The organism is Aliihoeflea sp. 2WW (assembly GCF_000497755.1).
In the GTDB taxonomy this organism is placed as follows: Bacteria; Pseudomonadota; Alphaproteobacteria; order Rhizobiales; family Rhizobiaceae; genus Aliihoeflea.
The window spans coordinates 26,466-39,446 of the sequence record NZ_AYOD01000068.1; the positions used below are offsets into that span (position 1 = coordinate 26,466).

At 64.1% G+C, this 12,981-nt stretch carries 12 protein-coding genes and 1 tRNA gene; 5 read left to right on the forward strand and 8 right to left on the reverse strand.

What is annotated here, in order from left to right:
* Window positions 1-55: 55 nt before the first annotated feature.
* The 5 genes from ALII_RS0120670 to ALII_RS0120690 form a co-directional block, all read right to left on the reverse strand.
* Window positions 56-568: a hypothetical protein gene (locus ALII_RS0120670; RefSeq protein ID WP_024589120.1), complete on the reverse strand. Its 513-nt coding sequence runs from the start codon at window positions 566-568 to the stop codon at window positions 56-58.
* Window positions 559-765, reverse strand: a complete 207-nt coding sequence (locus tag ALII_RS23210) for a glycosyl hydrolase 108 family protein (protein ID WP_035450342.1) — start codon at window positions 763-765, stop codon at window positions 559-561. The genes ALII_RS0120670 and ALII_RS23210 overlap by 10 nt, the downstream gene beginning before the upstream one ends.
* Window positions 766-870: 105 nt before the next feature.
* On the reverse strand, window positions 871-2,565 hold the full coding sequence (locus tag ALII_RS0120675) for a hypothetical protein (RefSeq protein WP_152529706.1): 1,695 nt from the start codon (window positions 2,563-2,565) through the stop codon (window positions 871-873).
* Between the two features lie 33 nt (window positions 2,566-2,598).
* The gene (locus ALII_RS0120685; RefSeq protein WP_024589123.1) at window positions 2,599-4,356 is read right to left on the reverse strand and encodes a hypothetical protein; all 1,758 of its coding nucleotides are present in this window, start codon (window positions 4,354-4,356) and stop codon (window positions 2,599-2,601) included.
* Window positions 4,357-4,407: 51 nt separating this feature from the next.
* Window positions 4,408-5,727 (reverse strand): hypothetical protein, encoded by a 1,320-nt coding sequence (locus tag ALII_RS0120690; RefSeq protein ID WP_152529707.1) that lies wholly within the window; start codon window positions 5,725-5,727, stop codon window positions 4,408-4,410.
* Here ALII_RS0120690 and ALII_RS23010 point away from each other — a divergent pair.
* Window positions 5,684-6,964 (forward strand): hypothetical protein, encoded by a 1,281-nt coding sequence (locus tag ALII_RS23010; RefSeq protein ID WP_024589125.1) that lies wholly within the window; start codon window positions 5,684-5,686, stop codon window positions 6,962-6,964. The two genes, ALII_RS0120690 and ALII_RS23010, sit on opposite strands and share 44 nt — an antisense overlap.
* Before the next feature lie 38 nt (window positions 6,965-7,002).
* A complete protein-coding gene (locus tag ALII_RS0120700) occupies window positions 7,003-8,052 on the forward strand; it encodes a hypothetical protein (protein WP_024589126.1) in 1,050 nt (349 codons plus the stop codon).
* Here ALII_RS0120700 and ALII_RS0120705 read toward each other — a convergent pair whose 3' ends face one another.
* Window positions 8,053-8,415 carry a hypothetical protein gene (locus ALII_RS0120705; protein WP_024589127.1) on the reverse strand — a complete coding sequence of 121 codons (363 nt, stop codon included), beginning with the start codon at window positions 8,413-8,415 and terminating at the stop codon, window positions 8,053-8,055.
* A 110-nt stretch (window positions 8,416-8,525) separates the two neighbouring features.
* On the opposite strand from ALII_RS0120705, the gene ALII_RS0120710 reads away from it, so the two are divergent.
* A complete protein-coding gene (locus tag ALII_RS0120710; RefSeq protein ID WP_152529708.1) occupies window positions 8,526-8,735 on the forward strand; it encodes a hypothetical protein in 210 nt (69 codons plus the stop codon).
* Window positions 8,736-8,846: 111 nt separating this feature from the next.
* Here ALII_RS0120710 and ALII_RS0120715 read toward each other — a convergent pair.
* Window positions 8,847-8,922 (reverse strand) — tRNA-Lys (locus ALII_RS0120715).
* Window positions 8,923-9,085: 163 nt separating this feature from the next.
* Window positions 9,086-10,453 (reverse strand): bifunctional UDP-N-acetylglucosamine diphosphorylase/glucosamine-1-phosphate N-acetyltransferase GlmU, encoded by a 1,368-nt coding sequence (gene glmU / locus ALII_RS0120720; RefSeq protein ID WP_024589129.1) that lies wholly within the window; start codon window positions 10,451-10,453, stop codon window positions 9,086-9,088.
* A gap of 140 nt (window positions 10,454-10,593) precedes the next feature.
* On the opposite strand from glmU, the gene galE reads away from it, so the two are divergent.
* On the forward strand, window positions 10,594-11,580 hold the full coding sequence (galE, locus tag ALII_RS0120725) for a UDP-glucose 4-epimerase GalE (RefSeq protein ID WP_024589130.1): 987 nt from the start codon (window positions 10,594-10,596) through the stop codon (window positions 11,578-11,580).
* A gap of 340 nt (window positions 11,581-11,920) precedes the next feature.
* Window positions 11,921-12,754: a 3'(2'),5'-bisphosphate nucleotidase CysQ gene (cysQ, locus tag ALII_RS0120730; protein WP_024589131.1), complete on the forward strand. Its 834-nt coding sequence runs from the start codon at window positions 11,921-11,923 to the stop codon at window positions 12,752-12,754.
* Window positions 12,755-12,981 lie beyond the last annotated feature (227 nt).

Here is a 12,981-nt window from a genome sequence, read left to right on the forward strand (position 1 = left end):
TCCGCCGGCTTCCGAAGGGATGATCAGAGGCCTTCGTCCCAGTTGCGCAGCGGCGTCACGCCGCGTTCGCGCAACTCCGCGAAATAGGCCTTGAGCACGGTCTGCGCCGCCTCGCCATTGGCCTCGAGCCAGGGTCCGACGACATTGGGCAGGCTCTCGAGGCGGCGGCGCGGCGTTTGTTGATGATGGCACGGAAGACCAGATAGGCGGTCAGGAGCACGCCGGCGGCGATCGCGCCGGTGAGCAGCCACCCGGCCAGCGCATCGCCCGTGGCGGGGTAGAAAGTCGCCCCGGTGCCGCTTGCCGCGCCGGTGCCGCCGGCGCCTGTCGTCTGTTGCGTCTGCTTGTGCTTGGCGTCGGCCGCCTCGTCCTCGAGCTTGCCCTTGACCACCCAGGAATCGTTCTGCGCCTTCAGCGCCATGGCGACGAAGAAGGCCTCGGCCGCCGTGATCCGGTTCGTCCAGCCGCGGCCGAACGTCTTCCAGTGCTTGAACGTCTGGTAGATCGATAGGCGGCGCGCGCAAAGCCTCTTGACCGTTTCGTGGTCCGGGCCGCCGATCACGGCCATGAGGCTCTGCCTGGCGGCTGCAGGGCCGGAATGGACGCCATAGTCGAAGGTCGCGCCGTCGACGCCGGCGGCAAGCGTATCGCCCTTGACGGCGTGATGCCCTTGTTCGTGTACCCGCCCGGATCGTCCGGATGGTTGACATAGCCGCCCTCGAAACCGAGCGTGAAGCCAAGGGACAGAACGAAATTCTCACGCATGGGTGCCAACCTCCGGTTGTGAAGCCGAAGACTAAGCGCGCGCGGCGGGCGTCAATTGCGCCCGCATACCAGTTCCGGGACCGGCCCGAGGTGGAGCAGGACGGTTCAAGCTAGATGGAGGAAAGATAAAAGCTTGCCGGTCGCAGTCCGGGATCGATCGTTCGATGGCAGCTCTCTCAGTTTCTTTGCTTCCATCACCATGGGCGCCATTGCGGACGAGATACTGCCGGGTGCGGTCTCGAGCGCGCGATCAAGCAGGCCGAGCAGGCGCTCGTCAGTGAATGAGCCTGTCAGCCCTTCGCTTTCGGCCATCTGGAAGAATTGGTTAGGCGGGCCGGCATGTACGTCGGCTGGGCTGCCAACGATTTCGTATGCCTCAGAGGTTTCTACGCGCCCGAGATATCGCGACCGCTCGTCCACGTAGGATGCTTCAAGGTTCTTGAAGTCCTCATCGAACGGGTGCTTTGCCAGTTCCGGGTTCATCGCTATCAGCAGATCGGTTGCCATCGACGGCTGCGACTTGCGCGGTGCCGGGTATTCATTTGCCGGCGAGTGGCACACGCCGACAAGGCTGCGGTGAAACAGCGGCTTCACCGAGACCAGCGATGTCATCGTCGAGCGCCCGCCGTGCAGGCCGTTGCGATACCCGATGTAATGCCATTCCGAGCCCCAGGGGTCGGCTGGGTCGACATCCATGGCAGCCAGGCCATCCGCCACCTCGGCCTTGAACGCCCCTTCCGCTTCGGGGATTGTGGCGTTCACGGCCTCCACAGACCGCCAACCATAGTTCCCTTTATAGAGTTCTGCACCGTGTCCCGCGACGCTGAAGAACGTTAGGTTCTTCGTCTTCATGCTGAGCGAATACATCGGATCGTAAATGCCGGCGCAAGACAACATCCATTGGGATATCTGGTCGAGGCGCTGGAAGGACAAGGGCACTCGCGAAGGACCATTGAGATCGAAGTGAAAGGCTTTCGATAAGTCGGTCGCCACCGAAAAATCACGCTTCGCTTTGACGTTGGAGTTTATGCGGGTACGACGCTCGGGGTCTACAGCGAGCGCTGCGGCCAGAAGCATCCGCGAGTCCGCACCGCCAGAAAGACTGATGCCGGTCATGGAGTTTGGCACCTGAAGCATCGTCGCCATCAAAGCTATGACGCGTTGTGCGCCATCGCGTATCGTCTCGGCGTAATCGCCCGTTTCTTCCTTGAAAAATTCGCGTGCTGGCGTTCGATCAACCGTCAGTTTTGCGCTGGCTTTGTCAATTTTCAGTTTGGTGCCAGGTAGCGCGTAGCGCACTCCGTCGACAGAGGTCCGCTCAGAAAGAACTTGACCAGATATGCTGTTGATCCACGCCCTTCCAATTACGGCCCGCTCGTCGATTTGGACAGGTAGACCGAGCACGCGACGCAATCGCGTGAGCGCAAAGAGCGAGTCCGAGATTGCCGACACGCCATCATCCGAGAAATGCAGAAGCGGCAACTGCGAAAACACGTCATTGCCGACGACGACCGCGTCGCCAATCTGTTGGGCGCGCAGATAAGCGCCTTCAACCGGCGAAGTAACTTCTGGAGCTTCGCCGGCACCGCTGAATATCAGCTTCCGCTGAGCGTGATCTATCGCATGTCCCTTGAAGAAATCAGCTCCGCCGCCACGATGATCGTTGTGGGCATCGCGGGATAGGTAGAAGAACCTGTTTCCGGCCCCGAGTTCAGATGTAACGAGATCGGGACCGGCGAAAAATCGCGCAATCTCTTCTGAATGCTGCGCGCAAGCGACAACGAATATGAAGTTTGCCATCAACGGCTCATGCCACAGACGGCAGACCCATTTCTAGCCCATCGAGAATATTTCAACATTCACAGATCGCGTGCCAGCCATGCGATTGCCGATAGTCAGCTTCCCATCGCCGTAATGCAGTTGGAGTCGGCTGTCGGTGCCGTTTGTGCCCGTAGTTGCGGCAGCGAAGACCTCTGTGAGCGCTCCGTTAATTTGGATGGCTTCTGTGTTCTCCCGCCGCACCCAGCCCATAAAATAGTAGCCGGCGCTTTCTTCAACTGAAACGGCCACCAAAAGCCTGTCGCGGCCAAGTTGCTGCACGGGAATAGAGGTGACCGTATCGTCAGCAAGCCGCACTGACCACCTGCCTGGCCCAAATTGGATCGGGATGCCTGCGCTCGATGAGATCGTGAAGCCTGCGCCGTAGAGGACGGGCTGTGTATTTGTGGCAGCGGTGCGCAGTCGGTTTGGACCGTGCCGCCCACCGCGCAAGCTGACCTTGGACCCTGACGACCCCACAAACTTACCGTAAACAGCGGTCACATCCGATGGCGAAGAAGGGTAAAACTCGACGTCATTGTCATAGACACTGAGGTTGTCGAGCGCGACCGCCACTCCAGAAGTGGTCTGCGCCTGAACTAGATTTGTGCGCACATGGCCGATGTTATCGCGAACCATGATCGCGGTATCTGATTGAGACTGAACAAGATTGCCTCCCAAGACAACCAAGCATTCTGCATAAGCATCCTGCAGGGCTCCGCCAAATCCTGAAGTTTCCTCGGGGCCGGTAGCCGCAAGCGTTAAGAAGATCAGATGGTCAACGACATTGTCGTAAAACTCAATCCCCCCACCATGGCAGTGGTAAACCGGATATTTGACGCCGGGGCCGAATGTATTGTCGCGGATGATCGCACCACGGCCTCGCTCGAAGATGCCATACGTCACATTTACAAATAGATTTTCCTCGTAAATTGTATTGCGAGCAGGTCCGTGCAGATTGGTCAGAGCCGTGAGATTGTTCGTGCCGGCAGAACCGTTCCAGTCGCCGACGGCTCCCAGCATTTCCGGTGCAAGAACATCTTCGGAAATCTCCCACCAGCTACCGTCCGAGGTCTGCAGCTTTCCAGCATGGGATGGCTCGGCGCCGACTTTTCGATATTGCGCTCCGCCTCCATCACCGGACGCGGCATAGCCCGCGGTCACGATGAAGTCGGGCGCGACAGCGGGATTGTAGGCGGCTGCGACGGCCCGGTTTGAAAACACGGGAGCGCCGGCGCCGGCTTGGGCAAGGGCAGCGGCCGCCTCGGCACGTTCAGCGAAGGATTTGGCATCAGCGATCTGGCCCTCATAGATGCCAGGAATAGGCCGGCCTTCAGCATCGAACACGATCATTTGGCCCGGCTTCGCAGGCACGGCGCTACCACCGCGATCGACGTCGCGACGCAGCTCCGAAAGCACGCTGGCCTGCTTCGACATTTCCTTTTCGAGTTCCGCAACATTGAGCGTGCCGCCCTTGAAGACAGCCGTCTGGCGTTCGTGGGTACGTCGCGCCATGACGAGAAACTCGGTCGTGGCGGCGATCGGCGCAGGAAAGGTGACGCTGACGGTGTCCAACTCAAAACCGGCCGTCTTCACGACAGTGGCGGTGATCTTGGTGAAGGCCTCTACCCCTTCCAGACGGCTCCACACTTCGACGTCTGCGACGTCAAATACCTTGAAGGCGGTGGGGCCGTAGGGTCCGGCGGTGCCATTCCCCACGAGAATCTGGGTTTCGCGGGTCTCGCGCGGCAGCGGGTAGGGGGTCGCGGTCATGGGCAAGCCTCGGATCAATGAGGCCTGCAGCGTGACTCACGCGGGCGCGGGTCAATTGCCGAGCGCGCGATCCAGTGCCGGGCCGCGATCGGGTGTCAGCTCGCCGGGCCGCCAGAAATATTCCTGGTCTGTCGATCGCCGCCAGTACTGCTGGCGATTCTTGAACGCCTTGTCGGCCTCCGGATCGGCGACGCGCGCGAGCTGGTCCATGACGACGCGTTCGAAGGCGAGCTTCAGATACCAGATGTTCGAACCGGGAATGTTGCCCTTGGCGAAGCGCACCAGCTCGCGGCCAAAATGCGTCGTCTCGCCCGATGCGAGCTGAATGGCGTTGCCGGCGGTCAGGTTCCAGAAATCGTTCGCCCGCTGCACGACAGGGCCGGCGATCGTCGAGGCGAAGCCGCCGCCGAACCGATTGATGTCGGCGAAGAGAAAGTCGCCATAGATGCCGAGGCCACCGCCCTGCAGGAGGGCTGCGCCCCAGAAGCCGCCATCGGTCATGTCGCGCGGGTCGCGCCCGGCGGCGAGCTGCTTCGCCTGCATCGAGGCCGCGCCCAGGATCGCCGTCGAGAAGAGCACGGCGGTGAGATACTTCCCGCCGCCGATTTTGTCGCCGGCGGCGAACATGTTGTAGTTGCGCGCGCCGTGCAGGAGCATGACGACGGCGCCGAAGCTCTTGAACTGCGAAGCCGAGCGTATGAATTCGCCATGGATCGTGCCGGGCTGGTTCTGGTCGAGCAGCGCCGTGCGGGCCGGGTGCGACGAGTTCGGCACCGCATATTCGGTTTCGGTCTGGATCATCTCCAGCCAGCGTTCGGCAAGCCGCTGGTCGACGGCGTCGATCTCGGCCGGGCGCAACAGCCCGCCGCTTTCCCGTTGGTGGATCTGCGCGCGGCGGATCGTGTCCCATTCCTTCTGGCGGATGCCATAGCGCTCGAAGGTGCGGCGGAAGGCATCCGGCAGCTCGGAAAATCCAAGATTGACGCGGTTGGCCGCTTCCGCCTGGAAGGCAAGGCCGAAGGCGTGCCGCGAGGCTTGCGTCCAGGGCGTCAGGCCCGACCAGGTGAGCACGCGATCGGCGATGTAGTTCGCCCATTCCGGGCCACCCAGCGTGCCGACATAGCGCGCCTGGGTGTTGAAGACGTTCATGGCCGAATCGAGGATCAGGCCCGCCTGCACGGCCTCGCGCCGGGTCATCTTGCCCCAGGCCTTGACCAGGTCCGGCACGGCTGTCTTTTCGTTGAGGCCGGCAAACCGGCGCGTGACCGTGGCAAAGCCGATGTCGGAGAAGGCCGAAAGCGCGGCCTGGCCGAGCACGGAAGCGGTGATGATCGAGCCGCACCGCGCCCATCGTGTTGGCCACCTTGGCATTGACCGGCGTCGACAGGTCGCCCCGCAGCGATCGCCAGACGGCATCGATGCGGGCGATGCGGCCGCGCGCATAATCCTGCGCCGCGTCCGGAGCAACGCCGCCGAGCCGGATCGCCTGCAGCCGCCCTTCGGGCAGCGCGCCCGACTGCGCCAGCTCGGCCTCGCGCGTGATCGCCTGTTTCATCCATTCGACGGTGCCCGATGGATTTGGGCCAAGGATTTCCATCGCCGCGATGTCGCGGGCCATCTTGTTGACGTGGCCCATCATCGAGGCGAACGGATCGCCGCCGCCGAAGTCGCGCTGATATTCCATCCAGGTCGTGGCATCGCGGAAGATCAGGAAGCGGTGCTCGGCGTTCTGGTTGGCAAGCGCCCCCCGGCCGAAGGGCGATCGCGAGGGCTGGCGGTCGATCCACCCATCGGTCGTGACGGACAGCCAGATCTCGTCGAGAATGCCGTCGAGCTCGCGCGCCTCGATCGTCTTGCCGGTCAGCGGATGGCGCATGCGGGCAAGGTCGAGCTTGGGCCGGATCGCTTCCTTCCAGCCGTCCTTCGTCGCCTTGCGCAGGGCGCGCGGGTCGTGGTGCTGCGGCAGGCCCCAGCTTTCCAGCTTGCCGATCGCGCCGCCGGCGGCGTTGAAGCGCTGGCGCAGCCATTCATGCGTGTCGTACCAGGCGCGCGCGAAACCCTTGGCGGCCAGATCGCCGGAATCCTCGCCGAAGGCCTCCTTCACGATATTGTCGAGCTGGGCCTTGTTCCAGCGCGTCTTGTCGCCGCCGAACGCGGCGCGCCGGAAATGGTGCAGCGCCTCTTCCATCTTCGCATGCGCCATGCCGGTGATGGCCTTTTGCCGGCCGGCGACGGAGGAGAATTTCGTGTGCCGAAATGCTCGAGCTTGTCCAGCGCAGCCGCCGCGATGTCGTATTCGCCCTTGGCGTTCTTCCAGTTGCGCAGGTCGTTGTCGATCTCCTGGATGTTCTTCAGCGCCAGCTTGGCCTTGCGGCGCTTGTGCGCGGCCTCGGCCGTCAGCGCCTCGATGAGGTCGGCCTTGGCCTGCTCGTCGGCCATCGAGGAGCCGCCATTTTCGCGGTTTGCGCGAAACCGCTCGAAGTCGCGGCGCAGGGCGGCCGCTTCGTCCGGTGCGAGTTCGCCGCCGGCGACGGCGGCGTCGAGGCATTGGGAAATCGTCATGCGCGGCAGGCCTTCACGATGGCGGCGAGATCGTCGTCGCGATTGATGGTTTCTATGTAGCGGGCAAAGGCGCGCGGCATCATCGTGCCCGCCGCCGGCAAGCGGCGCGCTCCCACCGCCGGCATTGCGGTCGCGCAGCTCTATGAGGACTGGTCGAGCCCGGTGCGCGGCTCCCTGAAATTTCGCGACGCGGCCGAGGCCGGCATGCGCGGTTCGGTCTATGCCGCCGGCTCGCGCCGCGACATCAAGCAGAAGCTCGGCCTGGTCGAGCTGGACCATCCGGACGTGTGGGCCTCGCCCGTCGACGCGCTGACGCAGCCGGTCATCTTCGGCGTCTACGAGGAGCTGGTTGCCAGGCGCGGGCTGTCGCAGGCGCGCAGCGCCATCGCCTGGCTGTCGGTCATGTTCTCCTGGGGCCGCAAGCGCGGCAAATTCACCTTCCTGCTCAACCAGGGACAGAACCCCTGCAAGGAGCTGGGCATGTCGCCGCCGCCGCCGCGCATCCGCTTCGGCACGCGCGCGGAAATCAACGCGCTGATCGCAGCGGCCGACAAGCTCGGCTGGCCGGAGATCGGCGACATGATCGTGCTGGGCGTGTGGACCGGCCAGCGCCAGGCCGATCGGCTGCAGATGGTCGACAAGGGCACGCTCGCCGGCCGGCGCGTCTTTCGCCAGGCAAAGACCGGCGCCATCGTCGCCGTCATGGAAAGCCCGGAGCTGACCAACCGGCTCAAGGCCTCGGCCGAGCGCCGCCGCGCTGCCGAGATCGTCAATCCGCGCGTCATCCTCGACGAGACGAGCTGGCAACCCTATCCGGACGATGGCGACCGCTACCGCAAGCGCTTCGCCCAGGTGCGCACCGAGGCCGGCAAATCGACGCCCTCGCTGATCGGCAAGGGCAAGCAGGACGTCCAGCCCTTCTTCGAGGCGGATCTGCGCGACACGTCGGTGACCTGGCAGGCGCTCGCCGGCGCCACGGTGCCCGAGATCGTTGCCATCACCGGCCACACGCTGGAAAGCGCCACGCGCATCCTCAAGCACTACCTGGCAAAGCATCCGGAAATGGCCGACGCCGCGATCGCCAAGATGATCGAATGGTACGACGGCGATGGAGAGACGGAGATCGGGCTGTGATCATCTTTGGCGAAGCCGACGCGCGACGGCCACTATGGCAAAAGCTGCCATAAGAGTGGCCGTCGTCGCGACAGCAAGGTGCCCCGGATAGGGAAACTCGGCCAAACCGAGTTCGGCGCGTTTTGCGTCAATCGAGGCGATGCGGAGCGCCGCAAAGACAATCGAGATGAGCATGGCGGCCGCCAACCCGTACCAGAACCGGATCAAGCCGACGGCGGCAGCTACAGCCAGCATTGCCAGGAAAATCGGATCGTAGAGCGAACCAGCAATCAGTCCGCCGATCATTGCTAAATCCGTCACGCGCGCTCCCCTGCACATCCATCCGAAGATCACGCAAAGCGACAGGGTGAACGGGCTGACCATGCCCGCTATCCACGCGGCAGGGTTAGCCCTTGCCGAATCGCCTCACGAAAGTTTGACGGACGACATTATCCGCTACAGCCTGACATTGAGGCAATAGCAGGGGTGGAACGATGCAGATTGTGGAATGCAGCGGGTGCAGGGTGGAAGAAAAGCTGGCCGATCTCGATGGCTTGGTGACGGCTTTGCGATTCATCGGCGAGACCGCCGAGGATGGCGAGCTGCCCCAGCTGCGACCCTGCGCTGTGGCGCTTCTCTACCTCATGGGCGACGCCATCCGCAGCGGCCAGAAGATCGCCGGCGCCTGCCCCCGGAACGTGTGAGGAACGCCGTGCGAGAAGATTTTCTCGCATGTCGCATATTTTTCTCGCACGTTCTTGCTGTGTTCTTATGCCGGAATTCGCTGAAAGCCTTGCGCCGTAAGGCTTTGTCGATGGTGAGCGCGCAGGGATTCGAACCCTGGACCTACAGATTAAAAGTCCGTTGCTCTACCAACTGAGCTACGCGCTCTCCACGGGCGGGTCGGCCCGAAAGTTTCCGGCCGCAGGGCCCGGAAATTGCGGCGGAACATAGGGAGCGGGGGCAGGGCGGTCAACTGCAAAAACGCCCTGCCGGTGGGGCAATAGCGCGCATATCGAATGCGGTGCAGGCAGGCTGGAGGTGCGGTTGGCGTTCAGCCCTTCGCTGCTGCGCGCGCTTGTTTTTCGGCCTTCAGTTTCTCGCGCAACTGTGCACCTAGACCGGCCTTGTTTTCCTGGCGGGCGCGGCCGAAGGCGAGGGCGTCGGCGGGGACGTCGGCGGTGACGACGCTGCCGGAGGCGACATAGGCGTTGTCGCCGATGGAAACCGGCGCGACGAGGGCCGAATTCGAGCCGATGAAGGCGCCCGCGCCGATCTGCGTCAAGTGCTTGAGGAAGCCGTCATAATTGCAGGTGATCGTGCCGGCGCCGATATTCGCACCCGCGCCGATCTTCGCGTCGCCGATATAGGAGAGGTGGTTGATCTTGGCGCCTGGCGCGACGTCCGCATTCTTGACCTCGCAGAAATTGCCCACCTTCACTTTCTCCGAAAGCCGCGCGCCGGGGCGCAGCCGCGCGAAGGGGCCGATCTCGCCATGGTCGGCGATCGTCGCGCCTTCCAGATGCGAGAAGGAATGGATGGTGACGTGTGCGCCGACCGTCACGCCCGGCCCGAAGACGACGTTCGGCTCGACGACCGTGTCCGTGCCGATCTGCGTATCGTGCGAGAAATGCACGGTTTCCGGCGCCACGAGCGTGACGCCGGCCAGCATCATCTCGCGGCGCTTGCGCGCCTGCCAGACACCTTCGGCCTCGGCGAGCTGGACGCGATTGTTGACGCCGAGGACGCTTTCTTCGGCTGCCGTGGTGGCGACCACGGCAAGGCCGCGCGCGGCGGCGATCTCGACGATGTCGGTGAGGTAGTATTCGCCCTTGGCGTTCTGGTTGCCGACGGCCTCGATCAGCGACAGCGCGTGTTCGCCGGAAATTGCCATCAGCCCGCCATTGCAGAAGGTGACGGCGCGCTCGGCTGGCGTGCAGTCCTTGTCCTCGCGGATCGCGACGAGGCGGTCGCCTTCGGTGAGGAGGCGGCCGTAGCCCGTGGGATCGGCGGCCTCGAAGCCCATGACGACCACCGCAGCGCCTTCCGCAAGGCCCTTGCGAAGCGCTGCGATGTCTTCGGGTTCAACGAGCGGCGTGTCGGCGAAGAGGACGAGGATGTCGTCATGGCCTTCCGCAATCGCCTCGCGAGCGGCGAGGACGGCGTGGGCGGTGCCGAGGCGCTTGTGCTGGAGGTAGAGCCGGGCCGACGGCGCGACCTTCGCGGCGGCCTCCAGCACCTCGTCCGACTGGCGCCCGGCGACGATGGCGAGATCGGCCCGTCCGGCAGCCTGCGCGGCGCGGGCAGCATGGCACACGAGCGGCAGGCCCGCGACTTCGTGCAGCACCTTCGGCTTTGCGCTCTTCATTCGGGTGCCTTCGCCGGCGGCGAGCACGATCGCAAGGCAGCTACGTTCGGTCATCGGAAATCTCTCAGTGCTGGTCGAGTCGACACGACCTAGCATTTCGGCCTTGTTTTCGCCAAGCCGAACGAATTCCTTCACGCCGCGGCAAGCATGATCGTCTATGATCACGCCCGAAATCGAAGGCTTGAGAGTTCACCATGACAGTACTCGTGACCGGCGGCGCCGGCTATATCGGATCGCACATGGTCTGGCGGCTCCTCGACCAGGGCGAGGACGTGGTCGTGCTCGACCGGCTCTCGACCGGCTTCCACTGGGCGGTGCCCGCGGAGGCCGAACTCGTCGTCGGCGACATCGCCGACCAGGATTTGGTCGAGGCGACGATCGCGCGGCGCAAGGTCGATGCGATCATCCACTTCGCCGGGTCGGTCGTGGTGCCGGATTCGGTCGCCGATCCGCTCGGCTACTACCAGAACAACACCGTCAAATCGCGCGCGCTGATCGAAAGCGCGGTGCGTTCGGGCGTGCCGCACTTCATCTTCTCCTCGACCGCTGCCGTCTACGGGACGCCGAGCGTGTCGCCGGTGGCCGAGAACGCGGAACTCAAGCCCGAATCGCCCTACGGCACCTCCAAGCTGATGACCGAGATCATGCTGCGCGACACGGCCGCCGCGCATGATCTGGCCTATACGGTTCTGCGCTACTTCAACGTCGCGGGCGCCGATCCGGGGTTGCGGACCGGACAGTCGACCAAGGGCGCGACGCATCTGATCAAGGTCGCGGCGGAAGCGGCGACCGGCAAGCGCGCCGGCATGGACGTCTACGGCACCGACTACCCGACGCCGGATGGCACCTGCGTGCGCGACTACATCCATGTCAGCGACCTGGTCGACGCCCATGCCCTTGCGCTGGCGCGGCTGCGCGCGGGCGGCGAGAGCCTGACGGCCAATTGCGGCTATGGCGCCGGCTATTCGGTGTTCGAGGTGATCGATGCGGTCAAACGCGTCGTCGGGCGCGATTTCGAGATTCGCACCAGTGCGCGCCGCGCCGGCGACGCCGTCTCCATCGTCGCCGATCCGGCTCGCGCCAAGGCCGAATTCGGCTGGCAGCCCCGCCACGCCGATCTCGACACGATCGTCGCGCATGCGGTGCAGTGGGAAGAGCATCTCCGCTTCCTCAACAACTAGGGAATCGCCCCTGCGCGGCCTGCAAATGGCAGTCCTTTGCGCTTCCGGTGCTCACGTACCCAAATGTACGCTCCGCTCCGGTTCTCAAGGCCTGCCATTTTCGACTCGCGCAGAGCCGATTCCGCGTCGAGCCATCGGAGAACACGTGAGGGCGGGCTGCAAACGCCGCCGTCCTGCGCTCCGGTGCTCACGTACTTGATGTACGCTCCGCTCCGGTGCTCGCACGCCGACGTTTTCGCCGCGCCCTGACGTGTTTTGGCGGCGTCGCAAAGATTGCTTCTGGGGATCGCTTGCGATTGTGGCGATGCGGGCGGATTTTTCTGCTAGGAGCGGGGAAGGGATGCGCAAGACTGGCGGGCGCTGGATGACGATCGACTATGGCGAGGCACTGACGCGGCTCGAGCCCCTGGCGCTGGCCGCCGGGCGGATCGTGATGGACGCCTATCGCGGCGGCTGCGCGGTCGAGACCAAGACCGACGACAGCCCGGTGACATGGGCAGACCGCGAGGCCGAGCGGATCATTCTGGAGGGCCTGCGGCGTGATTTTCCGCAGATACCGATCGTCGCGGAGGAAGAGGTCAGCGCCGGGCTGATGCCGGCCGACCTCGGCCCCATGTTCTTCCTCGTCGACCCGCTCGACGGCACGCGCGAATTCGTCAACCGATCCGAGGATTTTACCGTCAACATCGCACTCGTCGTCGATGGCATGCCGGCGCTGGGCGTCGTCTACGCGCCGGCGCGACACCAGCTCTTTCTCGGCCAGCCGGGCCGCTGCGAGATGGCGCGCACGACCGACGATCACGAGATCGAAGGGCGGCGAGAGATCCACACGCAAACGCCCGGGCCGACGCCGGTGGTGGTCGCCAGCCGCTCGCATCGCACGATCGAGACCAACGATTATCTGGCGAAGCTGCCGCAAGCGGAGATCGTCTCGGTCGGCTCGTCGCTGAAATTCTGCATGATCGCCAGCGGAGCTGCGGATTTCTACCCGCGCTTCGGGGCGACGATGCAGTGGGACACGGCGGCGGGTGACGCGGTGCTGCGCGCAGCGGGCGGACGCACGCGTACGCTGGATGGCGAGGCGCTGAGATATGGCTGTTCGGGAAAGCTGGAGGCGGCTGCGTTTGCCAATCCGTGGTTTATCTCGGATTGCGGGGTGGATTTGGAGGGTTAGCGGCCGGGTGGTTTTTGCGAAGGCGGACCCCCACCCTTTATCCCTCCCCACAAGGGGGAGGGAGGGCGGCTACGCTGCGATCTGTTTGTCAGCCTGGCGCCCGGATTTAGGGAAGAGAGCGAGGCTGACGAATTTCCTCCGCCTTGTGGGGAGGGGTGGGGGCTGTGTGGTTTTTTTCGAAGGGGACCCCCACCCTTTATCCCTCCCCACAAGGGGGAGGGAGGGCG